The organism is Pseudomonas sp. B21-009 (assembly GCF_024749345.1).
Lineage (GTDB): Bacteria > Pseudomonadota > Gammaproteobacteria > Pseudomonadales > Pseudomonadaceae > Aquipseudomonas.
Genome location: NZ_CP087199.1, coordinates 2,360,524 through 2,384,358 on the forward strand (window position 1 = coordinate 2,360,524; position 23,835 = coordinate 2,384,358).

Annotated in this window: 18 protein-coding genes, 1 tRNA gene and 1 pseudogene; 9 read left to right on the top strand and 11 right to left on the bottom strand. The window is 62.9% G+C overall.

The features are described from left to right. Positions 1-219: 219 nt before the first annotated feature. The 4 genes from LOY34_RS10930 to LOY34_RS10945 all read right to left on the bottom strand — a co-directional run bounded on the left by LOY34_RS10930 (position 220) and on the right by LOY34_RS10945 (position 5,051). Entirely contained in the window at positions 220-1,083 is an 864-nt protein-coding gene (locus tag LOY34_RS10930) for a LysR family transcriptional regulator (RefSeq protein ID WP_045196624.1), read from the bottom strand. An 80-nt stretch (positions 1,084-1,163) separates the two neighbouring features. Beyond that, positions 1,164-1,994, bottom strand: coding sequence for a nitrilase family protein (locus LOY34_RS10935; RefSeq protein ID WP_195883764.1), 831 nt, complete (start codon positions 1,992-1,994; stop codon positions 1,164-1,166). Further along, positions 1,991-3,424, bottom strand: a complete 1,434-nt coding sequence (locus tag LOY34_RS10940; RefSeq protein WP_195883765.1) for a cytosine permease — start codon at positions 3,422-3,424, stop codon at positions 1,991-1,993. Before LOY34_RS10940 ends, LOY34_RS10935 begins: the two co-directional genes overlap by 4 nt. Positions 3,425-3,563: 139 nt before the next feature. Beyond that, complete coding sequence (locus LOY34_RS10945) at positions 3,564-5,051, bottom strand: aldehyde dehydrogenase family protein (RefSeq protein WP_258664779.1); 1,488 nt, start codon at positions 5,049-5,051, stop codon at positions 3,564-3,566. Between the two features lie 159 nt (positions 5,052-5,210). Here LOY34_RS10945 and LOY34_RS10950 point away from each other — a divergent pair, with 159 nt between their 5' ends. From LOY34_RS10950 to LOY34_RS10970, 5 genes are all read left to right on the top strand, one after another. Then, positions 5,211-6,155 carry a LysR family transcriptional regulator gene (locus tag LOY34_RS10950; protein ID WP_045196636.1) on the top strand — a complete coding sequence of 315 codons (945 nt, stop codon included), beginning with the start codon at positions 5,211-5,213 and terminating at the stop codon, positions 6,153-6,155. 84 nt (positions 6,156-6,239) lie between these two features. After that, complete coding sequence (locus LOY34_RS10955; RefSeq protein ID WP_045196638.1) at positions 6,240-7,652, top strand: DOPA decarboxylase; 1,413 nt, start codon at positions 6,240-6,242, stop codon at positions 7,650-7,652. A gap of 218 nt (positions 7,653-7,870) precedes the next feature. Continuing rightward, a complete protein-coding gene (locus LOY34_RS10960) occupies positions 7,871-9,040 on the top strand; it encodes a p-hydroxyphenylacetate 3-hydroxylase oxygenase component (protein WP_093384089.1) in 1,170 nt (389 codons plus the stop codon). A 58-nt stretch (positions 9,041-9,098) separates the two neighbouring features. Then, the gene (locus LOY34_RS10965) at positions 9,099-10,046 is read left to right on the top strand and encodes a p-hydroxyphenylacetate 3-hydroxylase reductase component (RefSeq protein WP_195883767.1); all 948 of its coding nucleotides are present in this window, start codon (positions 9,099-9,101) and stop codon (positions 10,044-10,046) included. A 103-nt stretch (positions 10,047-10,149) separates the two neighbouring features. Further along, entirely contained in the window at positions 10,150-12,243 is a 2,094-nt protein-coding gene (locus tag LOY34_RS10970) for a TonB-dependent siderophore receptor (protein ID WP_195883768.1), read from the top strand. A gap of 9 nt (positions 12,244-12,252) precedes the next feature. On the opposite strand, the pseudogene LOY34_RS10975 reads toward LOY34_RS10970, so the two are convergent. Beyond that, positions 12,253-12,396: pseudogene (locus LOY34_RS10975) on the bottom strand (VOC family protein); the annotation flags it as partial. A gap of 97 nt (positions 12,397-12,493) precedes the next feature. Between LOY34_RS10975 and LOY34_RS10980 the strand changes: the two are divergent. Further along, positions 12,494-13,318: a bifunctional 2-polyprenyl-6-hydroxyphenol methylase/3-demethylubiquinol 3-O-methyltransferase UbiG gene (locus tag LOY34_RS10980; RefSeq protein ID WP_258664784.1), complete on the top strand. Its 825-nt coding sequence runs from the start codon at positions 12,494-12,496 to the stop codon at positions 13,316-13,318. A 107-nt stretch (positions 13,319-13,425) separates the two neighbouring features. Here the strand turns inward: LOY34_RS10980 and LOY34_RS10985 are convergent, their stop codons facing one another. Further along, positions 13,426-15,366 carry a DNA topoisomerase III gene (locus tag LOY34_RS10985; RefSeq protein ID WP_195883770.1) on the bottom strand — a complete coding sequence of 647 codons (1,941 nt, stop codon included), beginning with the start codon at positions 15,364-15,366 and terminating at the stop codon, positions 13,426-13,428. A gap of 252 nt (positions 15,367-15,618) precedes the next feature. On the opposite strand from LOY34_RS10985, the gene LOY34_RS10990 reads away from it, so the two are divergent. After that, entirely contained in the window at positions 15,619-17,469 is a 1,851-nt protein-coding gene (locus tag LOY34_RS10990; protein ID WP_195883771.1) for a polyurethanase, read from the top strand. A gap of 69 nt (positions 17,470-17,538) precedes the next feature. On the opposite strand, the gene LOY34_RS10995 is transcribed toward LOY34_RS10990, so the two are convergent. Both LOY34_RS10995 and alkB read right to left on the bottom strand, forming a co-directional pair. Next, positions 17,539-18,816 (bottom strand): bifunctional O-acetylhomoserine aminocarboxypropyltransferase/cysteine synthase, encoded by a 1,278-nt coding sequence (locus LOY34_RS10995; protein WP_045196659.1) that lies wholly within the window; start codon positions 18,814-18,816, stop codon positions 17,539-17,541. A gap of 104 nt (positions 18,817-18,920) precedes the next feature. Then, positions 18,921-19,577, bottom strand: a complete 657-nt coding sequence (gene alkB / locus LOY34_RS11000; protein WP_195883772.1) for a DNA oxidative demethylase AlkB — start codon at positions 19,575-19,577, stop codon at positions 18,921-18,923. A 309-nt stretch (positions 19,578-19,886) separates the two neighbouring features. On the opposite strand from alkB, the gene LOY34_RS11005 reads away from it, so the two are divergent. After that, positions 19,887-19,960: transfer RNA gene (locus tag LOY34_RS11005), tRNA-Cys, on the top strand. Between the two features lie 332 nt (positions 19,961-20,292). Here the strand turns inward: LOY34_RS11005 and LOY34_RS11010 are convergent. The 3 genes from LOY34_RS11010 to LOY34_RS11020 all read right to left on the bottom strand — a co-directional run bounded on the left by LOY34_RS11010 (position 20,293) and on the right by LOY34_RS11020 (position 22,971). Then, positions 20,293-20,634, bottom strand: a complete 342-nt coding sequence (locus tag LOY34_RS11010; RefSeq protein ID WP_258664786.1) for a hypothetical protein — start codon at positions 20,632-20,634, stop codon at positions 20,293-20,295. Positions 20,635-20,684: 50 nt separating this feature from the next. Beyond that, complete coding sequence (locus LOY34_RS11015; protein WP_258664789.1) at positions 20,685-21,830, bottom strand: serine hydrolase domain-containing protein; 1,146 nt, start codon at positions 21,828-21,830, stop codon at positions 20,685-20,687. Positions 21,831-21,903: 73 nt separating this feature from the next. Beyond that, positions 21,904-22,971: a fatty acid desaturase gene (locus LOY34_RS11020; protein ID WP_195883776.1), complete on the bottom strand. Its 1,068-nt coding sequence runs from the start codon at positions 22,969-22,971 to the stop codon at positions 21,904-21,906. Positions 22,972-23,260: 289 nt separating this feature from the next. Here LOY34_RS11020 and LOY34_RS11025 point away from each other — a divergent pair, with 289 nt between their 5' ends. Beyond that, the gene (locus LOY34_RS11025) at positions 23,261-23,824 is read left to right on the top strand and encodes a recombinase family protein (protein ID WP_093384026.1); all 564 of its coding nucleotides are present in this window, start codon (positions 23,261-23,263) and stop codon (positions 23,822-23,824) included. Positions 23,825-23,835: the final 11 nt, after the last annotated feature.

The following is a 23,835-nucleotide window of genomic DNA, read 5'->3' on the forward strand; positions in this document are numbered from 1 at the left end:
CACCCTTTATGAGCGGCGCAGTGAGTGCTATCGGGAGTCTACGTTGGAGCCAGCGCCAGCGACCAGCCAGGCTGACGCCGAGAAGTTTCTACGCGATAACGATATCGATGTTGATACAGGGGAAAAAGATGTAGTGCGCTCAGGGCTCGACAGCTACTTTAAAGCGCTTGGATACACATTCGATCCGCCCCACAGGTAGAGCGTGCGTTCATCCAGGATTCAGATCACCGGATCCCAGCGCTGTGACCAGTCGCTCTCACCGGCGACCACTTCGCGCAGTACCCTGAACGCCTGTTGCAGCGCCTCGCTGTCGCGCTCGCGGGCATACACCAGGTAGGTGGGGTAGGTGAACTCGGGCGCTTGCGGCACGCGTTCGAATACGCCGCTGTCCAGGTAGGCCTGCACCACGCGGGTACGGAAGTAACCGCTGCCGCCGTGTTCAAGGATGTACTGCAGCGCCAGCGGCCCGAGGTTGAAGCTCAGCGCCGGGCGCGCGCATTCGGGCAGGGCGGCGTCGTGACGGCGGCGAAAGGCCTGGCCCCAGTCGATGTACACGTAAGGCTCGGGTTTGTCCTTGCGGCGGATGCGGATGAGCTTTTCTTCCATCAGTTGCTCCACCTGCAGGCCCGGGCCGTAGGTGGGCTGGTAGACCAGCACGGCATCGAGCACGCCCATTTCCACTTTGTGCAGCAACGACTCGCCGTCGCTGACTTCGCTGCGAATGGCGTGGCCGGGCATTTCCCGGTGCAGGGCGCTGACCCAGCCAAGCACCATGGGGTTGCCGAGGCTGACTTCGCCGCCGATGTGCAGCACCTGGTGGCAGCCTTCGGGCAACGGCAGGTCGCGGCGTGCGGCCTCCCAGGTTTGCACCAGCTGGTTGGCATACACCACGAAGGCCTCGCCGTCGGCGGTGAGGCTGGCGCCGCTGCGGCTGCGGATGAACAGCTGGCAGGCGAGTTGCTGTTCGAGCTTTTGCACCCGGGCGGTGATGGCCGTCTGGGTGACGTGCAGGCGCTCGGCGGCGGACACCAGGCTGCCGGTGCGGACGATTTCCAGAAAGGTGCGGGCGAGCTCGATATCCATGGGGCAGCCTGGTGTTTGCGGTGGCTTATTCTAGTGGCTTTGCACGGGTTTGGGGCGTGGCTGCACAGCCGCCCGAAAAATCAGTCGTACAGCACCGGCTGGCGATCCCGGTGCACATCGTTCAAGGCACTGATGCGCTTGTCCCGCGCCTCGCCCAGGTCGAGGCGGGCGTGGATGATTTGCGTGCCGGCCGGCGCTTCATGCAGCGGCCCGGCCAACGGGTAGCCGTTGGCATCGACAATCACCGAGCCACCGACCCAATCCACTTCGCGCTCATGGCCGTTGCGGTCACAGGCGGCGATGTACAAGCGGTTGACCGAAGCATTGGCCTGCACCCGTACCACTTCCGCGGGCCGCTCGCCGAGCGGTCGCGGGCCGTCCGGCCAGTTCACCGGCGCGCACAGCAGTTCGGCCCCGGCCAGCGCCGGCAAGCGCACCCACTCGGGAAATTCCAGGTCGTAGCAGATCATCACCGCAATGCGTCCGAAGCGCGTATCGATCACCGGCGGCGGTTGCCCACCGGCGCTGAAGATGCGCTTTTCGTCGTTCCACAAATGCGCCTTGCGGTACACCGCGCGCACGCCGTCGGCATCGACCAGGGCGGCGCTGTTGTACAACTCGTCGCGCTCGGTGCGCTCGCAAAAGCCGCCGACGATGACGATGTCCAGCTCCGCCGCCAGCGCTGCCCACTGGCGCAGGGTTTCGCCGTTGGGGGTTTCGGCCAGGCTCAGGGCTTCGTTGCGGTCGGCGAACACATAGCCGCTTTGCACCAGCTCCGGTAGCACCACCACCTGGGCGCCTTGTCCGGCGGCGCTGCGGACAGCCTGTAGGGCGCGCTCGCGGTTGTATTTAAGTTCGCCGACCTGCGGCGCCAGTTGGCAGCAGGCGACCTGGATCAGGGTTGGACTCATGCGAGGGTTTCCTCAAGCTGGCGCTCGCTGGCCGCCGCCAGGCGTTGTTCGCCAGGCAGGTCGAGCGAGCGGCAGAGCAGGGCGTAGAGACTGCCGGTGACCAGCAGACCAATGACAAAAGCAATGTCGGCACCACCCAGCGCGGCGGCTGCGGGGCCGGTGTAAAAGCTCAAGGCCATGAACGGCACCATCGCCAGCAAACCCAGGCCGTAGGCGATCAGCCCGGGCTTGCCCCAGGCACCGTAGATGCCGTCGGGGTTGAAGATTTCGCTGATCACGTAGTGGCCCTTGCGCACGCAGTAGAAGTCCACCAGGTTGACCGCGGTCCACGGCACCAGGAAGTACAGCATCAGCAGCACGAAGGTGTTGAAGCTGCCCAGGTAGCTCTCGGGGATGGCCAGGGCGACGATAAAGACGATGGTGGCAATCACGCTGATGCCGGCCACGCGGATCTTCAGCGACGGCGTGACCTGCTTGAAGCAGTCGATGGCGCTGATGCTGGTGAGCATGGCGCCGTAGCAGTTGACCGCCATGATGCCCACCAGCGCCGGTACCGAGATCAGTACAGTGAAGGTGCCCAGGCCCGGCAGGAACTGGTTGCCCACTTCGCGCACACTGGCGATGGCGTCAGGCGCTGGCAAGGCCGAGGCGAGAAAGGCACCGAGGGACATCAGCCACAGGGCCGAGCCGGCCGCGCCCAGGTAGGTCCACAACACCACTTTCGCCGTCGGCGTGTCGTGGGGCAGGTAGCGCGAGTAGTCGGAGACGTACACCGAATAGCTGATCTGGTAACCGGCGGCCGCCGACAGTTGCACCAGGAATGCGCCCCACGAGAACTGCGGATCCTGCAGGGCGGCGTCGGCCTGCAGGGTCAGCAGGGCGCTGACGGTGAGCACGCCGAACACCAGGATCATCACGTAGGTCAGCCAGCGCTGCACGGTATGCAGCAAGTCGTGGCCGACCACCGCCAGCAGCACGGCGATGACGATCAGGCCCAGGTACCAGGGCGTGCGTTGGCCGGGCAGCACGGTGTTGATCGCATCGGTGGCGAGGATCACGTTGAAGACGTTGAAACCGATGTAGACGAAGACCACGGCGGCAAACGGCACGATGGCGCCCTTGAGGCCGAACTGGGCGCGCGACTGGATCATCTGCGGCAAGCCCATGCGTGGGCCCTGGTTGGCGTGAAAGGCCATGAAGAAGGTGCCAAAGCACACCCCGAGCACGATCGCCAGGATCGAGTACAGCGCCCCGAGGCCCAGGGCCGGGCCGGTGAAACCGGTGACCATGGTGGTGAGCACGAAGTTGCCGGTGAACCAGAACGGCGCCTGGTGCCAGACCTTGCCGTGGCGCTCGCTGCGCGGCACATAGTCGATTGAGCGAACCTCGATGCGCGGGCGTGCAGCCCCCGCCTTGTTGGCGTTGTCCACGGCAGTACCTCGTGTTGTTTTTATGGGGTAACTGGCCGATGGTCCGACAGACGGTGGGTGAGGGGAATCGTTGGTATCAAAAAATTACTTCATGGAATTCAGAAGTAATGGGCTGCGGTGCAGCCCATCGCGGGCAGTGTCAGTAGCGAATCATCACCGACTTCAGCTCGGTGTAATCCTCGATAAACGCCCCGCCAAATTCACGGCCTATGCCTGAAGCCTTTACCCCGCCAAACGGCACGGCCGGGTCGAGCAGGGTATGCATGTTCACCCACACCGTACCGGCCTGCACCTGCGGCACCAGGCGCAAGGCCTTGCTCAAGTCGTTGGTCCACAGGCTGGCGCTGAGGCCATAGGGGCTGGCGTTCATCAGCGCGATCAGTTGCTCTTCATCGTCATACGGCAAGAAGGTCGCCACCGGCCCGAAGGTCTCCTCGTTGAGCAGGCTGTCGTCCACCGAGCCGGCCAGGATCACCGTCGGCTCGACGTAGCAGCCCGGGCCTTCGAGCAAACGCCCGCCATGGATGATCTGGCTGCCCTCGCTGCGCGCCTTGGCAAACAGCGCGCCGAGCCTGGCCTGGTGTTGCTTGTTGCTGACCGGGCCGAATTCGCTGGTTTCATCCAGCGGTGAGCCGATCTTCAGCTGTGCCAGGCGCTCGCTCAAGGCCCCGGTCACCGCCTCGATCTGCGAGCGATGCAGATAAAAGCGCTCGGCTGCCGCGCAGATCTGCCCGGCGTGCAAAAAGCCCGCTTCGATGATGCCGTCCACCGCCGTGTGCAGTGGTACGTCGCGCAGGAACCCGGCCGCATTCTTGCCGCCCAGCTCCAGGGTGGCGCGGGTCAGGTTGGCGGCCATGGCGCTCTGGCCGACGGCCAGGCCAGTGGGCACGGAGCCGGTGAACGAGACCTTGTCGGTACCCGGGTGCTCGATCAGCGCCTTGCCGGCCAGGCCGGCGCCGGTCACCACGTTCAGTGCCCCGGCGGGCAGGCCGGCGTCGATGGCAAGTTCGGCAATGCGCAGGATGGTCAGGGGGGTGAATTCGCTGGGCTTGATGATGATGCTGCAACCGGTCACCAGTGCCGAACCGAGCTTCCACAAGGCGATCATGGTCGAGAAGTTCCACGGCACGATGCCCACCACCACGCCGACTGGCTCGCGCAGGGTAAAGGCGGTGTAGCGCTCGCCGTTGAACGAGGGCAGCGACGAGGTGAGGGTCTGGCCGCTGAGCTTGGTCGCCCAGCCGGCGTAGTAGCGCAAGAAATGCGCGGCCTGATCGACCTCGAAATTGCGCGAAAGGGTGATCAGCTTGCCCGACTGGCAAGTCTCCAGCTGTGCCAGTTCTTCGCGGTGTTGCTCGATCAGGTCGGCAAGCTTGAGCAGCACGCTGGCACGCACGGCGGGGGCGGTTTGTGACCATTGCGCAAAGCCACGGCGCGAGGAGGCGACGGCATCGTCGATGGTCTGCGCGCTGGCTTCGGCCACGCGGCTGATGACCTGGTCACTGGCCGGGTCGATCACCTCCAGGTAGCGGGCATCGGCCTGTGGCTGCTGGCGACCGTCGATAAAGCTGCTGTGCTCGCGTTGCAAAAAAACGCGCACCTGGGGCAAAAGGCTGATGTTGCTCATGGGACGAACCTCAAGGGAAAGCAAAGCCCCGACCCTAGCGCAGCGCCCCGGCAGTGGCTTGACTGAGCCTGCCGCCGGCCATGCACCGGCCTGCCAGGCGCTTTGTAATCTGCAAGGTTTGGCCTTAGGCTGCGGCATCCGCCTGTGCAGGAGCGCCCCTTGAATCCGATTTTCGCCTCCCTGAGCATCGCCCACCTGCGCGCGTTGCAGAGCATGCTGCAGCTGAAGAACCTCAGCCATGCCGCCGAGCGCCTGGGCAGCAGCCAGTCGGTGCTCAGCCGCCAGCTGGCACATATGCGCGAAGCCTTTGACGACCCGCTGCTGGTGCGCCAGGGCCGCGGCTATGTCTTGAGTGAACGCGGCGAAAGCCTGCTGCTGCCGCTGGGCCAGGTGCTGGCCGAGCTCGAGGCCTTGCGTCAACCGCAGGCCTTCGAGCCCAAGCGCTGCGAGCGGCGTTTTTGCCTGGCGGCCTCGGACTACATCGCCGAGCACATGCTGCCGCTGCTGGTCAGCACCCTGGAGCGCGAAGCGCCGGGGGTGTCGATCGAGTACCGCACCTGGCAACCGGGGCAGTATGAACTGCTCGCCAGCGGCGAAGTCGACCTGGCCACCACGCTGTTCGACGATGCTCCGGCCAACCTGCATGGGCGCATGCTCGGTGAAGACCGCGCGGTGTGCCTGATGCATCGCGAGCACCCGTTGGCGGCAAAAACCGAACTGAGCCAGGACGATTACCGGGCCTGGAACCATGTGCGTATTTCCGGCGGTGGCGACAAGGACAGCTTTATCGACCGCCACCTGCGCGAGCAAGGCCTGAGCCGGCGCATCAGCCTGCAGGTGCCGTTCTACTCGGCGGCGGTGCAGGTGGTCGGCAGCAGCCAGGCGCTGGTCACCGTGCCCGAGCACATTGCCCGCCAGCTCAGCCGCCTGCATCCACTGACCTGGCGGCCGCTGGCGTTTGTCGAGCACAGCCAGCGCTACTGGGTGGTCTGGCACCAGCGCCTGCACGGCTCGGCCGAGCACCGCTGGTTGCGCAACCTGGTGTTCGAGCAGTGGCAGCAGTCGCAGTTCGGCGTGCACGGCGGCCATGCGCATTCGCCATAGCAGCTATGCGCCGGGCGGCGTTTTTTGGCGGTCAGCCAGGGCCTAGACTCAGGCCCACTTACCGCCAATAACAGGAGCCGCTGCATGAGCCCGGAAGAATTTCGCAAACATGGCCACCAACTGATCGACCTGATCGCCGACTACCGCCAGGGTGTCGGCGAACTGCCGGTGATGGCCCAGGTCGAGCCCGGTTACCTCAAGGCGGCCTTGCCCGGCTCGGCACCGGTTCAGGGCGAGCCGTTCGAGAACATTCTCAAGGACGTAGACCAGTTGCTGATGCCCGGCCTGTCGCACTGGCAGCACCCGGACTTTTTCGGCTACTTCCCCTCCAACGGCACCTTGTCGTCGGTGCTTGGCGATTTTCTCAGCACCGGCCTTGGCGTGCTCGGCCTGTCGTGGCAATCGAGCCCGGCCCTGAGCGAGCTGGAAGAAACCACCGTGGACTGGCTGCGGCAGATGGTCGGTTTGTCGGCGCAGTGGAGCGGGGTGATCCAGGACACCGCGTCCACCAGCACCCTGGTCGCCTTGATCAGCGCCCGCGAGCGCAGCAGCGACTACGCCCTGGCCAAGGGCGGCCTGCAGGGGCAGGGCAAGCCGCTGATGATCTACACCAGCGCCCAGGCCCACAGCTCGGTAGACAAGGCCGCGCTGCTGGCAGGCTTTGGCAAGGACAACATCCGCTACATCGACACCGACGACGACTTCGCCATGCGCCCGCAAGCGCTGGCCGCAGCCATCGAACAGGACCTGGCCGACGGCCTGCAACCCTGCGCGGTGGTGGCTACCACCGGCACCACGGCAACCACCGCCCTCGACCCGCTGCAACCGATCGGCCAGATCGCCCGCGAGCACGGCTTGTGGCTGCACGTGGACTCGGCCATGGCGGGTTCGGCGATGATCCTGCCGGAATGCCGCTGGATGTGGGACGGCATCGAGCAGGCCGACTCGATTGTGGTCAATGCGCACAAATGGCTCGGTGTGGCTTTCGATTGCTCGCTGTACTTCGTGCGTGATCCGCAGCACCTGATCCGGGTCATGAGCACCAACCCCAGCTACCTGCAGTCGGCGGTCGACAGCAAGGTCAAGAACCTGCGCGACTGGGGTATCCCGCTGGGGCGGCGGTTCCGTGCCCTGAAGCTGTGGTTCATGCTGCGCAGCGAGGGCATCGAGAACCTGCAACAGCGCTTGCGCCGCGACCTGGACAACGCCCAGTGGCTGGCCGAGCAGGTGCGCGGGGCCGAGGGCTGGGAGTTGCTGGCGCCGGTACAGCTGCAGACCTTGTGCATTCGCCATCGAGGTGAGGGCCTGCAGGGTGAGGCGCTGGATGCACATACCCGGCGCTGGGCGGATCAGCTCAATGCCTCGGGGGTAGCCTACGTCACTCCGGCGACCTTGCATGGCCGCTGGATGGTGCGGGTGTCGGTGGGGGCGTTGCCGACCGAGCGTGAGCATGTGGCTGAGCTTTGGCGCAATTTGCAGAACGTCGTGGCGGGGTGAATTTATCGCGGGGCAAGCCCGCTCCCACAGAATTGATGGTGTTCGCTGTGGGAGCGGGCTTGACCCGCGATGCTTTTAACATCCTATGAAAAGTACAATCTTGCCTATGGAAGTTGCATTTTCCCCCTGAGCCAAGCCTCCCATACTGGCCCCTGCATCCGCCGCCACCTGCCACTTCGCAGGCCCTGGCGGACATCCAATAATAAGCAGGGCCCCTCATGAAAAAGCCAAACCCGCTGCTCGAAGACCTTCGTTCGATTTTGCCTGCCATCGCCGCCAACGCCGCCCGTGCCGAGCAGGACCGCAAAGTCCCGGCCGAAAACATCGCCCTGCTGAAAAGCATTGGCCTGCACCGTGCCTTTTTGCCCAAGCCCTACGGTGGCCTGGAAATCTCCCTGCCGCAATTTGCCGACTGCATCGCCTTGCTTGCCGGCGCTTGCGCCAGCACCGCCTGGGCCATGAGCCTGCTGTGCACCCACAGCCATCAGTTGGCGATGTTCCCGGCCAAGCTGCAGGAGGAGATCTGGGGCGACAACCCCGACGCCACCGCCAGCAGCAGTATCGCCCCGTTCGGCAAGGTCGAGGAGGTCGAGGGCGGCTTGCTGTTCAGCGGCGAGATGGGCTGGAGCAGCGGCAGCGATCATGCCGAGTGGGCGATTGTCGGCTGCCGTCGGGCCAATGCCGAAGGCACCCAGGACTACTGCTTTGCCGTGCTGCCGCGCAGCGACTACGAGATTCGCGACGACTGGTTCGCCGCCGGCATGAGGGGTAGCGGCACCAAGACCCTGGTGATCGACAAGGTGTTCGTCCCCGAGCACCGCATCCAGAAAGCCAAGGACATGATGGAAGGCAAGTCGGCAGGCTTTGGCCTGTATCCGGACAGCAAGGTGTTCTACTCGCCGTACCGGCCATATTTCGCCAGCGGCTTCTCGACCGTCAGCCTCGGTATTGCCGAGCGCATGCTCGAAGCCTTCCGCGAAAAGACCAAGAACCGTGTGCGTGCCTATACCGGGGTCAATGTCGGCGCCGCCACACCCGCGCTGATGCGCCTGGCCGAGTCCACCCATCAGGTTGCCGCCGCTCGCGCATTTCTGGAAAAAACCTGGCAGGAACACGCCGAGCACAGCGAACGTCACCAGTACCCGACGCGCGAGACCCTGGCGTTCTGGCGCACCAACCAGGGCTACGCGGTGAAAATGTGCATCCAGGCGGTCGATCGTCTATTCGAAGCCGCTGGCGGCACTGCCTGGTTCGACAGCAACGAGATGCAGCGGTTGTGGCGCGATGCGCACATGACCGGCGCCCATGCCTACACCGACTACGACGTTTGCGCGCAGATTCTCGGCCGCGAGCTGATGGGCCTGGAGCCCGATCCAAGCATGGTCTGATAGGCCTCGCCAATAACAACAATGACGGCTGCCGCGCACGGCAGCCGGGGAGTCTTGCATGTCTACCGCAACCGCATCGGCCTTCGACAGCCGCGCCTTTCGCCGTGCCCTGGGCAACTTCGCCACCGGCGTCACCGTGGTCACCGCCGCCGATCCCCAGGGCAACCTGGTCGGCGTCACTGCCAACAGCTTCAACTCGGTATCCCTCGACCCGCCGCTGATTCTCTGGAGCCTGGACAAACGCTCGAGCAGCCTGGCGGTGTTCGAGGCAGCCAGCCATTTTGCCGTGAACATCCTCGCCGCCGACCAGATCGACCTGTCCAACAACTTCGCCAAGCCCAAGGATGACCGTTTTGCCGGTATCAGCTACCAGGCAGGTGAGGGCGGGGCGCCGATCCTCGCCGATTGCTCGGCGTGCTTTCAGTGCGAAACCCAGCAGCTACTCGACGGTGGCGATCACTGGATCATGCTCGGCAAGGTGGTGGCCTTCGATGACTGCGGCCGCTCGCCGTTGCTGTATCACCAGGGCGCCTATTCCATGGTGCTGCCACACACGCGCATGACCCGCCGCGAAGAAGGTCAGCCACCGAGCAGCCACTTCCAGGGGCGCCTGAGCCATAACCTGTACTACCTGATGACCCAGGCCCTGCGCGCCTACCAGGGCAGCTATCAGCCACGGCAATTGTCCAGCGGCCTGCGTACCAGCGAGGCGCGGATGCTCATGGTGCTGGAAAACGACGCCGGGCTGAACCTTGCCGACCTGCAGCGCGAAGTGGCGATGCCGGCGCGGGAAATCGACGAGGCAGTGGCCAACCTCAAGCGCAAGGGCCTGGTGTGCGACAGCGAAGCGGCCGGGCATGTGCGCCTGACCATTGCCGGTATCGACCAGACCGAAGGCCTGTGGAGCATCGCCCGCGAGCAGCAGGACAAGGTGTTCGGGCAATTCAGCGAAGAACAGATCGCCACCTTCAAGACCGTGCTACAGGCGGTGATCCGCAGCTGTTGAGGGGTGATCGCGGGGCAAGCCCGCTCCTACAGGGGCTTGCGCTGTGCTGCTTTTATCTTTCTTCTTAAATTGTTATGTTATTACATAATTTTAAGGAGCCCTCATGAACTACCCCGTAGGAAGGTTATCCCTCGGCCTGTCCGCCTCGCTGCTCGCTTTGCCAGCTGCCGCTGCCGATACCGTGTTGCTCGACGCCCTCAACGTCAACGAACGCCACTATGAAGAAAGCGCGAGCGGCCCGGTGCAGGGCTATCGTGCAACTCGTTCGGGCACCGCGACCAAGACCGACACTGACATCCGCGACACCCCGCAAAGTATCGCCGTGGTGCCCAGCCAGGTGCTCGAGGACCTCAACAGCACGCGCATCGACCGCGCCCTGGATTTTGCCGGCGGGGTCAGCCGGCAGAACAACTTCGGCGGCCTGACCTTCCTCAACTACAGCGTGCGTGGCTTCACCACCGGCGAGCTGTACAAGAACGGCTTTGCCGTCAACCGCGGCAGCTACAGTGCCCCCGACACCTCCAACATCGAGCGCATCGAAGTGCTCAAGGGCCCGGCCGCCAGTCTGTACGGGCGCGGCGACCCCGGCGGGTTGGTAAACATCGTCACCAAGCGTCCGCAAGCCGAAGCCTTCACTCGGTTCAAGGCCAGCGCCGGCAGTTGGGACCGTTACCGCAGCAGCCTGGACGTCAACACGCCGCTCAGCGAAGACGGCCGGGTGTTGTCGCGGGTCAATATGGCGGTTGAGGACAACGGCAGCTTTCGCGATTACGTTGGCAGTGAGCGGCGAATCGTCAGCCCGTCGCTGAGCTGGCAGTTGAGCCCCGAGACCCTGCTGTCGATCGACACCGAGTTCTCGCGTACCGAGTCGGTGTTCGACCGCGGCATCCCGGCGGTCAACAACGAACTGGGCTCGGTCAGCCGTTCGACCTTTCTCGGCGAGCCCAACGACGGGCGCATCCGCAATGACAACCAGACCCTCGACCTGACCCTGGAGCACCACCTCAACGACAGTTGGAAGCTGCGCCTGGCCAACCACTACACCCAGGGCCGGCTCAAGGGCAACAGCTCGGAACCGTCGCGAGTGGTCGGCACCAGCATCAGCCGCTTCTACCGCGAGCGCGATTTCGAGTGGAACGACAACATCACCCAGGCCGAACTGCATGGCCAGTTCCAGTTCGCCGGTTGGGAGCACCAGAGCCTGCTGGGCCTTGAGTACGAAAACTACCGCAACAGCCAGAAGTACCCGCAAAGCGCCACTTCGCTCGGCTATGGCCTGGACATCTACAACCCGGTGTATGGCCAGGCGAAACCGGCGCTGATCAACCCTAATGATTTTTTCGAGCGCACCGAGAGCTACGCGCTCAACCTGCAGGACCAGATCGCCTTTACCGAGCGCTTGCGCGCTCTGGTGGGCGTGCGCCTGGAGCATATCGAACAAACCGCGCAGAACCGCTCCACGCGCGTCAGCAACACTCAGGAAAAGGACGTCGCCACCCCGCGCGTGGGTCTGCTGTATCAGCTCACGCCTGAAGTCGGGGTATTCGCCAATGCCTCGACCTCGTTCAAGCCCAACAGCATCGGCACCCAGGGCCAGATCTACAAACCGGAAAAGGGCCTGGGCTATGAAACCGGGCTCAAGCTGGACCTGTTCGACAGCCGCCTGGGGGCGACCATTGCGCTGTTCCAGATCGACAAGAAAAACGTCATCACCACCGATGCCTTCGGCGACAGCATCGCCGCCGGCAAGGCGCGCAGCCAGGGGCTCGACCTGCAGTTCAGCGGCCAGTTGAGCGAAGCGCTGCGGGTGATCGGCGCCTATGCCTATATCGATGCCGAAGTGACCAAGGGCGATGCCGCCTTGCCCAAGGGCAGCGACTTGCTGGGCATCCCGCAACATAGCGGCAGCCTGATGGCGGTGTATGAGTTTCAGAGCGGACCATTGCTTGGCTCGGACATTGGCGCTGCAGCCAACTACGTCGGTGAGCGTTCCGGCCAGGCCGGCAGCAGCTTTCGTTTGCCCAGCTACAGCACGGTCGACCTGCTGGCCCATTACAAGGTCAGCGAACAGGCCACGGTGGGCCTGAACCTCAACAACCTGTTCGACCGCAAGTACTACGAGCGAGGCTACAACGCGGCGTGGAACATGCCGGGGGAGCCGCGCAATTTGATGGTCAGCCTGAGCCTGGCGCTGTAACGCCTGCGATCAGATGCCAACTGGCGTGCACAGCTCCACCAGGGTGCCATCGGGGCAGCGCACATACGACAGGGTTTGCCCCCAGGGTTTGGCCTCGGGGGCCTTCAGCGCCACCGCACCCGCCGCCACGGCGCGGGCATGGGCGCTGGCAACAATGCATCCTTGATTGAGGAGGGTGTGGGCGGTTTATACAGCACTTGCCCAGGCCTTGGGTACGCCGCTAAGGTTGCGACTGCAAAGGAGCGCCAAGATGACCGACCCGATCGAACTCAACCGTCGCAACTGGGATGAGCGTGCGCCGCTGCATGCCGCCTCCGGCGACTACGAAGTGGAAACATTCGTCGCCGACCCCTCGCACCTGTCCGAAGTGGTGCGTTTCGACCTGCCGCGCCTGGGCGATATTCGCGGCCAGCGCGCGGTGCACCTGCAATGCCATATCGGTACCGACACCTTGTCGTTGTCGCGCTTGGGCGCCGAGGTCAGCGGGCTGGACTTTTCTGCACAGTCCTTGGCCCAGGCGCGGGCCCTGGCGCAGCGTTGTGCAGCGCGGATCGACTATGTCGAGGCGGATGTCTATGCCGCCGACCAGGTGCTGCCAGCCGCGGCCTTCGACCTGGTATACACCGGTATCGGCGCGTTGATCTGGCTGCCGAGCATCGAGCGCTGGGCGCGTACCGTGGCGGCTTTGCTCAAGCCTGGTGGCCGACTGTTTCTGCGCGAGGGCCATCCGATGCTGCTGGCGGTGAACGAGGACCATCAGGACAAGCTGGTCATCGAGTACCCGTACTTCGAGCGCGAGGCGCCGACGGTGTGGGACAGTGGCGAGACCTATGTCGAGACCGACGGGGTGCTGGAGCAGACGGTAACCCACGAATGGAACCATGGCCTGGGCGAGATCATCAGCGCCTTGCTCAAGCATGGGCTGCAGATTACCGCACTGGAAGAACATGACAGCATTCCCTGGGAGGCGCTGCCAGGGCAGATGAGCAAGGACGAAGGCGGCGAGTGGTCGCTGGACAAGGATCGCTGGCGCTTGCCGTTGAGTTATACCTTGCAGGCGGTCAAGCAGGGGTAGGGGTGTCGACCGTGAGGGCCTCTTCGCCGGCGAGGCCGGCTCCCACAATGGCGAAGTAGACGCCGGCCCTGTGGGAGCTGGCCTTGCCAGCGATGAGGCCAGCAATCTCACTGCGCTTTTGCCTTCGGCTTGCGCGTTCGCTTGCCTGCCGCAGCGCTGCTCTTGCGCTTTTTCTTCCACGGCGTGCCACCGCGTCCGGCCGGGGTCGCCGGGCCGCTGATGGTCAGGCGCAGGCCGGCACAACGCTCCACCTGCTTGCTCATCCACGCTGATTGCTTGGCGACGAACTCTTCAAGGCTCATTTCGCCGCTTTGCACCATGTCCAGCGCCTGCTCCCAGATCGCCGTGGTGCCTGGGTCGGCAATTGCCCGCGGCACCGCATCGATCAGGCTGAAGGCTGCCGGGGTAGCGCTCAGGGCCTTGCCGTTCTTGACCAGGTAACCGCGATCGAGCAGGCCCTGGATGATTCCGGCACGGGTGGCCTCGGTGCCGATGCCGGTGGTGTCCTTGAGCTTTTGCTTGAGGCGCGGGTCGTCCACCAGCTTGGCGACGTTCTTCATGGCCTTGATCAGGTCGCCCTCGGTGAACGGCTTGGGCGGCTGGGTCCAGAGGTCCTTGAGGGTGACCGCGGCCACCGTGCAGTCCTGGCCTTCGCGCAGTAGCGGCAGTACCTGGGCCACCGGCGCCTCACGGCCTTTGGCCGGGGTCAGGGCCTCGGGTAGGGCGCGGCGCCAGCCCGGCTCGACAATCTGCTTGCCCACCGCGCGCAACGCCTGGCCTGCGCAATCGAACTCGGCCTGGGTACGGTCGTATTCGTGGTTGGGCAAAAACTGCGCCAGGTAGCGGGCGCGGATCAGGGTATAGACCGCCTTGTGTTTGCTCGGCAGGCGCGACGGGTCGCTGGCGGCGGCGGTGGGGATGATGCCGTGGTGGGCACTGACCTTGGCATCGTTCCAGGCCCGTGAACGGCGCTGGGCCTGCAGGTGCGGCTGCAACGGCGCAAGGCTCGCGTCGGCGCGCTGCAAGGCGGCGAGAATGGCCGGCGCCTCGCTGTGCTGGCTTAACGGCAGGTAGCCGCAGTCGCTGCGCGGGTAGGTGATCAGCTTGTGGGTCTCGTACAGGGCCTGGGCGATGTCGAGGGTTTCCTGGGCGCCGAGGCCGAACTTCTTCGAGCACAGCTCCTGCAAGGTACCCAGGTCGAAGGGCAGCGGTGCGGCTTCGCGCACGCGCTCGGTGGCCACTTTGACCACCCGCGCACTGCTGGCCGCGCCGATGGCGGCGGCGGCCTGCCGGGCCAGGGCCTGGTTCAGGCAGCGGCCCTGGTCGTCACAGGCATCTTCGGCGGCGCGCCACTGCGCGGTGAATGGCTCGCCGGCGCTTTGCAGCTGCACGTCGATGGCCCAGTAGGCCACCGGCACGAAGTCAGCGATGCTGCGGTCGCGGTCGACCACCAGGCGCAAGGTCGGCGTTTGCACCCGGCCCACCGGCAGTACGCCCTGATAGCCGGACTGGCGACCGAGCAGGGTGAACAGCCGGCTCATGTTCATGCCGATCAGCCAGTCGGCCCGCGAGCGGCCCAGGGCCGAATGGTAGAGGCTGAAGGTTTCGCTACCGGGCTTGAGCGCCGCCAGGGCCTTGCGGATGGAGGCGTCGTCCAGTGCCGACAGCCACAGGCGGTTGATCGGCCCGCGGTAGCGGCAATGCTCGACCAGCTCGCGGGCGATCATCTCGCCTTCGCGGTCGGCGTCGGTGGCGATCACCAGCTCGCGGGCCTCGCCGAGCAGGCGCTTGACCGCCTTGAACTGGCTGGCGGTCTTGGGCTTGACCAGCATTTTCCACTTTTCGGGCACGATCGGCAGGTCGGCCAGTACCCAGCGCTTGTAACGCGCGTCGTAGCTGTCGGGTGGAGCGGTCTCGAGCAAGTGGCCGATGCACCAGGTGACGGTAACCTCGGTGCCGACCCAGCAGCCGTCGCCACGGCGGTTGGCGCCGAGAACCTTGGCGATGTCTTTGGCCTGGGAAGGCTTTTCGCAGAGAAACAGGCGCATGCCGTTCGATCTATGGTGGGTGAGGGCCATAGGATGCGCAGGATTGAGGGGCGTGGCAAGTTTTATCTGTATGGATATACAGCTTGATGTTGCCGGTGCTGACGAAGAATCCCCCGCGCTTTTGGCCAGCTTGCCATCGATGTTGCCATGGACGGGCCAATTGCCCCTGTGGCAGCGTTTGGGTTTGCCCACGGGTGTGTCAACGGACGATGTCGCCAGGGTTACCTGCCACCTGCACAAGGATGTATAGCCATGCCTGTTTTCGATTACCATCACCTCGACAGCGCCGCTTCCAAAGCCCTCTACAGCGACGCCATGGCGCTGACTCTGTATGCCTACCACGGCATCGACAACGGCTTTGCCGTTGGCTACCAGCAGCACGGTTTTGGCCTCGGTTTACCGGCCACCTTGATCAAGGCCCTGATCGGCGGCACCGACAGCCAGGGCGCGATCCCTGGCATCCCCTGGAACCCCGACGCCGAAGCCCAGGCCCTGGCTGCGGTCAAGGCCGCCGGCTGGACGCCGATCAGCGCCAGCCAGCTGGGTTACCAGGGCACTACGGATTTTCGTGGCACCTTCCATGGTGAAACCCGCGGTTACACCAGTGCCCAGGTCGAGATACTTGGCAAGTACGACGCCGCCGGCCAGTTAAGCGGCCTGGGCATCGCCTTTCGCGGCACCAGCGGGCCGCGGGAAAACCTGATCGGCGACACCATCAGCGATGCCATCCACGACCTGATGGCGGCCTTCGGCCCGGCTGACTTTGCCAAGAACTACGCCGCCAATGCCTTCGGCCGGCTGTTCGATGATGTCGCCCGGTTCGCCCAGGCCAACGGCCTGAGCGGCAGCGACATCACCGTCAGCGGTCACAGCCTCGGTGGCCTTGGTGTCAACAGCCTGGCCGAGCTTAGCAACGACACCTGGGGCGGCTTCTATCAAGACGCCCGCTACGTTGCCTTTGCCTCACCCACCCAGGCCAGCGACAGCAGCAAGGTGCTGAACATCGGCTACGAGAACGACCCGGTGTTCCGCGCGCTCAATGGCTCGAAAGCCGACTGGGCAACCTTCGGTGTGCATGATGCGGCCAAGCCTTCGAGCACCGACAACATCGTCAACTTCAACGACCACTATGCCTCCGATGCCTGGAACCTGCTGCCGTACTCGATCGGCAACATCGCCACCTGGCTCTCGCACTTGCCGAGCGCCTACGGCGACGGCCTGGGGCGGGTGCTGGACTCGGCATTCTATGAATGGACGGCCAAGGACTCGACCATTGTCGTCAGCAACCTGTCCGACGTTCGCCGTGGCTCGACCTGGGTCGAGGACCTGAACCGCAACGCCGAAGCGCACAAGGGCAGCACCTTTATCATCGGCTCCGACGCCGGCGACCTGATTCATGGCGGGCGCGGCAATGATTACCTGGAAGGGCGCGCCGGCAACGACACTTTCCGTGACGATGGCGGCTACAACCTGATCGACGGCGGCGCCGGCCACGACACCTTGAAGCTCGGCCAGGCGCTGGACAAATTTGATGTCGCCCGTGATGGCAACGGCACCCTGTACCTGCGTGACAGCAGCGGCGGCATCAGCCTGGTCAAGCAGGTCGAAACCCTGGTCAGCAAGGAATCGAGCCTGCTGTTCTTCAGCAAGCAAGTCAGCCACCAGATCGACCCGGCGGGGCTGCTCAGCAGCGGCAAGGTTCACGCCTACGCCGCCAGCCAGAACGGTACGCCAGGCAATGACAGCCTCAAGGCGGGCGCGCAAGGCCAATGGCTGTTTGGCCTGGACGGCAACGACCATCTGCAAGGTGGCCGTGGCAACGACGTGTTGGTCGGTGGCGCCGGCAACGACGTGCTGGTATCGGGCGGTGGCAGCGACACCTTCCTGTTCAGCGGCCACTTCGGCCAGGATCAGGTACAGGGCTTCGACGCCGATGATCGACTGGTGTTCATCGGCGTCGAAGGTGGCACGGCGCAACCGGACATTCGCCAGCACCTGAGCCAGGTGGGCAGTGATGCGGTGCTGAGCTTCGGTAGCGATAGCGTGACCCTGGTCGGGGTGTCGGCAGATAGCCTGAGTGCGGCGCAGGTGGTGATCGCTTGAGTCACCGCTGCGCCCGCTAGTCTCAAGCGATCCTGCGCAGTCAGGCCGCGCTGATGTGGTCGGACAGCATCAGCCGCGGCTGGCCTCCAGCGCCTGGCTCAGGTCGGCAATGATGTCATCGCTGTGTTCGATGCCGATCGACAGGCGCACCATGTCCCGCGGCACGCCGGCGCGTTCGAGTTCTTCATCGTTGAGCTGGCGATGGGTGGTGGAGGCCGGGTGGCAGGCCAGGGATTTGGCATCGCCGATATTGACCAGGCGCACCACCAGCTGCAGCGCATCGATAAAGCGCGCACCGGCCTCCTGGCCGCCCTTGATCCCGAACGACAGGATCGAAGCCGGCTTGCCTTCGGTGTAGCGCTGGGCCAGTCCATGTTCAGGGTGATCAGGCAGACCGGCGTATTTCACCCAGGCGACCTGCTCATGGCCTTGCAGATAGTGGGCGACCTTAAGCGCGTTCTCGGTGTGCCGCTCCATGCGCAGGGCCAGGGTTTCCAGGCCTTGCAGAATGAGGAAAGCGTTGAATGGCGACAGCGCCGCGCCGGTGTTGCGCAGCGGCACCACCCGGCAGCGGCCGATAAAGGCCGCAGGGCCAAAGGCTTCGGTGTAGGTCACGCCGTGGTAGGACGGGTCGGGGGTGTTGAGCAGGGCGAAGCGCTCTTTGTTGTCGGCCCAGGGAAACTTGCCCGAGTCGATGACGATGCCACCGATGCTGGTGCCGTGGCCGCCGATGTACTTGGTCAGCGAGTGGACGACGATATCGGCGCCGTGCTCGAACGGCCGGCAGAGGATCGGCGTGGCCACGGTGTTGTCGACGATCAGCGGTACGCCATGGCGGTGGGCGGCATCGGCCAGGGCCTGGAGGTCGACGATATTGCCGGCCGGGTTGCCGATCGACTCGCAGAACACTGCCTTGGTGCGGCTGTCGATCAGCGCTTCGAGGGCGGCGATGTCGTCGTGGGCGGCAAAACGGGTCTGGATGCCGAAGCGCGGCAGGGTATGGGCCAGCAGGTTGTAGGTGCCGCCGTAGAGCTTGGCCACCGAGACGATGTTGTCACCGGCTTCGGCCACGGTCTGGATCGCGTAGGTGATCGCGGCCATGCCCGAGGCCACGGCCAGCGCACCGACGCCGCCTTCCAGCGCCGCCATGCGCTGTTCAAGCACGTCGTTGGTGGGGTTCATGATCCGGCTATAGATGTTGCCGGCGACTTTCAGGTCAAACAGGTCGGCACCGTGCTGGGTGTCGTCGAAGGCAAAAGAGGTGGTCTGGTAGATCGGTACCGCGACCGCCTTGGTGCTCGGGTCGGGGCTGAAGCCCGCGTGGATGGCCAGGGTTTCCAGCTTCATGCAATCGTTCCTTGAAAGTCGGGGAAGGGGGCTAGAGCATGGAGCGGCCAGGGAGCGACGGTCAAGGCCTGCAGGCGCGGGCTTGCTACGCAACTTCGAGCTGCCTAGCCTGCCTTGCGCAAGGTCAGGTTGATCCGCCGGCTGCCCAGCACAGGGTGACTGCCCGGTTTGAGCGGCAGCACGCCATGAAAGCGCAGGCGGTCTGCGCCGCCCCAGACCATCACATCGCCATGGCGCAAGCCGATGCGCTGCGTGGCTTCGCTGCGGCTGTGGCCGCCGAACTGGAACACCGCCGGCAAACCCAGCGACACCGAAACAATCGGCTGGCTGTAATCGCGTTCATCGCGGTCCTGGTGCAGGCTCAGGCGGTTGCCCGGCTGGTAGCAGTTGACCAGGCAGGCATCGGGCTGAAAATCGGCAAAGCCTGCGGCTGCAGCGGCGAGGGCTGCCAGCTCGCTCAACGCCGCTGGCAGCGCTGGCCAGGGCTGCTGGCTGAGTGGGTCGACCGGGCTGTAGCGATAACCGCGGCGATCACTGACCCAGCCCAGCGCCCCGCAGTTGGTCAAACCTACCGCCATGTTCAGGCCACCGGGGGTGACCATGTGCCGAAACGGCGCGCAGGCGATGACCTTGCGCAACTCAGGCAGCAGCGCCTCGACCCAGGCCAGGGCAAAGCCGGGCAACACCACGGCCTGCTTGCCGATCCATTGCGGCTCGGCGGGGCTGGCGGGGTTGAACAGGTCCAGTTCGGTTTGCATCATAAGCAGCAATCTGGGCAGCGGATGGTGTGTAGAGCCTGTATAGTAACGCGCTTTGGCGCCTGTGCTGTCACCCTGTTACTTGCGCGCAAAGCCCGCACTGCAGGGCGCCCGAAGCCCCTCGAAGAAAAAAATAAAACTTTTTGAATTCAAGGGGTTGCCAGAGCAGGGGAATGAGTACATAATTGCGTCCATCGAAAACGAGGCACGAAAAAAGCCTAGCGTTTTCAAGGAGATAGCAGTTTTAGCAAGTTGTTTCCTTAAAGAGTTGTACATGTTTGAGATCGCAGTTTCAGGGTCTCGGGCATTTGAGGCCGAGTAGCAAAGTGGTTATGCTCCGGATTGCAAATCCGTCTACGCCGGTTCGATTCCGACCTCGGCCTCCATTATTGAAAGCCCCGCAGATTAACGTCTGCGGGGTTTTTCTTTGCGCGCAGAAAAGGAGTCAGGATGAGAGGTCTAGAGAAATTCGTATCGCTTCAATTCTTGCTTACAGTGGCTTTCATCGCGCTGGGTGGCTACCTACATGGCGCCGGCAAGGTCGGATTTTGGGGCATGTTCACAATCATGATGTTGCCGAACATCGCTTTTGCTGTGCACCGGCGTGTCCAGCGCCGCAAGAGCGCTTGACGGCCCCGGCCTCTGCCAGGAGTGTCATGGCACAAGCGAGCCGATAATGCCGTCTCGCTCCAGCTCTTCTAAAGAGCAATGCAGTGGCTTACGGTGCGTGCCCGAATTTACCCCGCAGTTCATCCTCGATCTTCTGGCAGGCAGCGCTGATTATGCTGCGCCCATTGGCAGGCCCCGTGTAGGACGCTTCGCGTTCGCGGCAGAGGTCAATTGCAGCTTGCGCTTCGGACTGTTCCTTGCTTTGAGGTGAGCTTGCGACAAATGCGCCGAACCCAAGCAAAACAATGCCAAGGACAACAACCGTCATGCCTGTCTTGGCAAACACGCCTATGGTTTTCTTGCTCAGGTCGGCATGGCAATGCCTGCAGCGTAGCGCTTGCGCCTTGATGGTTTCGGCGCAGAAGGGGCATTGCTTATCGGATGGCTGCAATCTTGATCTCCTTGTCAGGGCGGCCATCCTACCCCCAGGCAATCCCTGAATCAAAGCGCCGCATAGACGAGTGATGAGAGCCGGCTAGGGCGCGGATCGATCATCGTATGACTGCCCGAGGTGGTGGTGACAAAACCAAAGCTCACTTGCCGTTCGGGATCGGCGAAACTTATCGGGCCGCCAAGCCCGATATGGCCAAAAGTCTGCGGGCCTATGGCGTGGGAGGCCGTCGGGTCGCGTTGCTGCTCAAGCATGCAGCCCAGTCCGTAACGCATTGGCCGCATCCAGACCCGATCCATGCCATGACTGTGTTCTCGCCTGAACTCATTGAGCAGTTCGCGCCCGATGAAATTGCCTGCCAATAGTGCGCTGTAGAAACCGGCCAGGCCGTGCGCGGTGCCATGCCCGCACACACCCGGTTGCCGATAGGCCCACCAGCGCGGGTCGCTGGTGCGTTTAGGCACCATGCCGGGGTTGGTGAAGGCGAAGGTCGCGATGTGCGTTGGCTGGTTTTTCAGCACGGCGCGCAAGCCTTGCGAGTAAGGGTCACCGACCCGCCCCCTGGCGCTGTCGAAACGGGCGATACGGTGAAAGTGTTTTTCGTCGACGCCAAGGTGAACGTCCAGGCCATGGGGCTGCAGAATCTCTGCGTGGATAAAGTCGCAGGGGTCTCGTCCGTCCACCCGCCGAATCAACTCGCCGAGAATCCAGCCAAAGGTGGTGGTGCCGTAGCCCAGGTCGGTTCCCGCTTCCCACCAAAGCGGCTCGGCGGCCAGAACCCGGACCATATGCTCCCAGTCATACATCATGGCGTTATGGTCGGGGGCGCGTAGCGCCGGCAGGCCTGCGGTGTGGCTCATCACCTGGCGCAAGGTGACCTTTGCCTTGCCATTCTGGGCGAACTCAGGCCAGTAACGGGCAATCGGCGCATCGAGCTCCAGCTTGCCCTGTTCAACCAGCATCAGTACCGCCACCGCGACATAGGGTTTCACCACGCAGAAGGTGTTGGCCAGCGTGTCGCGGGTCCAGGGCCTGGTGCCTTCCTGGTCCGCCACGCCGGCCCACAGGTCGACAACCATCTCTCCGTCAATCTGGACGCAGAGCCCGGCACCGCGCTCCTGCGGATCATCAAACATGTCCTCGAAGGCCTGCCGGACCGCGTCGAACTGGCTCGCACACATCCCTTGCGCTTTCATATTTCACACTCCTTGTAGCTGAACACCATTACCGAGGGCCAAAACATTGATGGCGCAGCGTCGGCCGCCGCCATCAACCCCGCGAGCGAGTTTGAGCGTGGTTCATGGAAAAACGGTTGGCTCGTTTGTAAGTGCCGAAGTCATTGAAGCGCACACCCGCCTCGGCCATGACTTTATGCGCATACGGCGCGGTCATCTGGCGAAGATAAAATGGGTCTCTTACCACGAAATGGTGAATGCTGTGGGTGCTGCCGAAGTTGAAGCAGAACAACTGAAACGGCCACAGCCACCACGGGTTCATTACCTGGGTTTGTTGCAGCGCATTGCGCGGAGCGACATCGCCATAATAGTGCATGTTTGAACTTATAAAGAACAGGCAAAACTGCCGTATCAGGTTCGGCGCGATAAGGATAACCACGACGCTATTAACGACATCCATCAGTGCCAGGGTTGCCGCAGAGCGGTGAACTTCGGCGCCGATGATTGACCCCAGCCACCCATACAGGTGATAGCCGAGAAATACGTACCAGCAGCCCCAGTACAAAAGCCCGAACGGTGTATTGAGGCGAATGATTTTGCCTAACAACCTTACCTTTTGCCGCCATCCCGGTGCGAAGATCGCATTTAAAAATCCAAATATAAATCCATCCATCAGTTTCAACAGCCGCAATACGCCCCACGGGTTGCCACTGGTGGTGATCCATGCTTCGACATCCGAATCCGTGCCGGACTCCTTGTGATGGTGAAAATGCAGGCTGCGCCTTAGCCACGGGCTGGGCATTCCTGGCCGGGCCAGCCAGCACATGAACATCATGGCATTATGGGCCAGCGGCTGCTTTCTGAAATAAAGGCGATGAATAAGATCATGTTCAATTTCGTGTATGAACGACGTCAACAGCGCGTTGATTAAAATACACGTCCATGCCGGGATAAAACCCTTCAGGTAGAGCCCGCCGGTAACCACCATTCCCACCAGGGAAAATACCATGACACCCGCGCCCAAGGCACTTTGATACTGCAAGATCGGATAACGCTGGCGCAGGTAATTACCATGCTCGGTAATGCGCCGGGTTACATGTTCAATTTTTTCCTGGTCGGTAATTGACTGGTCAGTTTCGATGGTGTTTTCCAAGGCATTCATCCCTGTATCCTCTGTTTACGTCGGGGAATTGCGTGTGCACGCTAAAACAGGCGCATTCGCACTCGCCGCGTGAATGGACGCGGCTCATTCAAGAACTGCGAAATCGACGGTGTGGCAAAAACTTGTTAGGATCATTTCAAGCTTCAAAATGATAAGGTAAGTTTAAGTCTTTGCAACTGTGTATTTTGGGTGGGCTAAGTGTGACAGGCGTTTGTGTAAGGATTTGATGATTTAGTTACAGTTTGTATAAGTTTTGAGTACGGCGTACAGCTAATGCCAAGGAGGCACCATGAGATTGCACCGCATCAAATATCTCCGGCTCTCTCTACAAGACGCCGAGGGCCGTGTAGAGAAAAGAACCAGCCATGATGTATTTGACGCCGTGTTTTGCGATGAACCTACGGACAATGCCGCCAATCGTGCAGGCCTTGAAAAGCTGTTTCGCTACATACAGGGCGGGGATACTGTGGTAGTGGACAGCATGGCATCGCTCAGCTCCAGTACAGAGCAGCTGTGCACGCTGATTCGACAGTTGGTTGAAAAGCAGGTGACGCTGGAGTTTTTGAACGAAAGCCTGGTGTTCCGGCATGACGATCTGGAGGTTGTACGGCCTATTATTTCGGTAATGGAGGCACTTGCAGAGTTTGAACGCGTTGTGGCCAGGGAAAAACAGGCAGCCGGTATTGCCGCTGCCAAAAATCGTGGATCTTACAGTGGGCGCAAGAAGAAACTGTCTGACAATCAGGTTGTAAGTTTAATTGACCGCGCCGGTGCAGGAGAAAGTAAATCCAAATTGGCGCGTGATTTTGATATCAGCCGTCAGACACTTTATCGGTACTTGAAATCGACATAGCGACTGTCCAG

What these genes read in the sequence shown, in the direction of transcription:
- LOY34_RS10930 (WP_045196624.1), bottom strand. Translation starts at nt 1,083, where the DNA reads ATGGATATCGAGCTCGCCCGCACCTTTCTGGAAATCGTCCGCACCGGC.
- LOY34_RS10935 (WP_195883764.1), bottom strand. Translation starts at nt 1,994, where the DNA reads ATGAGTCCAACCCTGATCCAGGTCGCCTGCTGCCAACTGGCGCCGCAG.
- LOY34_RS10945 (WP_258664779.1), bottom strand. Translation starts at nt 5,051, where the DNA reads ATGAGCAACATCAGCCTTTTGCCCCAGGTGCGCGTTTTTTTGCAACGC.
- LOY34_RS10955 (WP_045196638.1), top strand. Translation starts at nt 6,240, where the DNA reads ATGAGCCCGGAAGAATTTCGCAAACATGGCCACCAACTGATCGACCTG.
- LOY34_RS10960 (WP_093384089.1), top strand. Translation starts at nt 7,871, where the DNA reads ATGAAAAAGCCAAACCCGCTGCTCGAAGACCTTCGTTCGATTTTGCCT.
- LOY34_RS10965 (WP_195883767.1), top strand. Translation starts at nt 9,099, where the DNA reads ATGTCTACCGCAACCGCATCGGCCTTCGACAGCCGCGCCTTTCGCCGT.
- LOY34_RS10970 (WP_195883768.1), top strand. Translation starts at nt 10,150, where the DNA reads ATGAACTACCCCGTAGGAAGGTTATCCCTCGGCCTGTCCGCCTCGCTG.
- LOY34_RS10980 (WP_258664784.1), top strand. Translation starts at nt 12,494, where the DNA reads ATGACCGACCCGATCGAACTCAACCGTCGCAACTGGGATGAGCGTGCG.
- LOY34_RS10985 (WP_195883770.1), bottom strand. Translation starts at nt 15,366, where the DNA reads ATGCGCCTGTTTCTCTGCGAAAAGCCTTCCCAGGCCAAAGACATCGCC.
- LOY34_RS10990 (WP_195883771.1), top strand. Translation starts at nt 15,619, where the DNA reads ATGCCTGTTTTCGATTACCATCACCTCGACAGCGCCGCTTCCAAAGCC.
- LOY34_RS10995 (WP_045196659.1), bottom strand. Translation starts at nt 18,816, where the DNA reads ATGAAGCTGGAAACCCTGGCCATCCACGCGGGCTTCAGCCCCGACCCG.
- alkB (WP_195883772.1), bottom strand. Translation starts at nt 19,577, where the DNA reads ATGATGCAAACCGAACTGGACCTGTTCAACCCCGCCAGCCCCGCCGAG.
- LOY34_RS11015 (WP_258664789.1), bottom strand. Translation starts at nt 21,830, where the DNA reads ATGAAAGCGCAAGGGATGTGTGCGAGCCAGTTCGACGCGGTCCGGCAG.
- LOY34_RS11020 (WP_195883776.1), bottom strand. Translation starts at nt 22,971, where the DNA reads ATGAATGCCTTGGAAAACACCATCGAAACTGACCAGTCAATTACCGAC.
- LOY34_RS11025 (WP_093384026.1), top strand. Translation starts at nt 23,261, where the DNA reads ATGAGATTGCACCGCATCAAATATCTCCGGCTCTCTCTACAAGACGCC.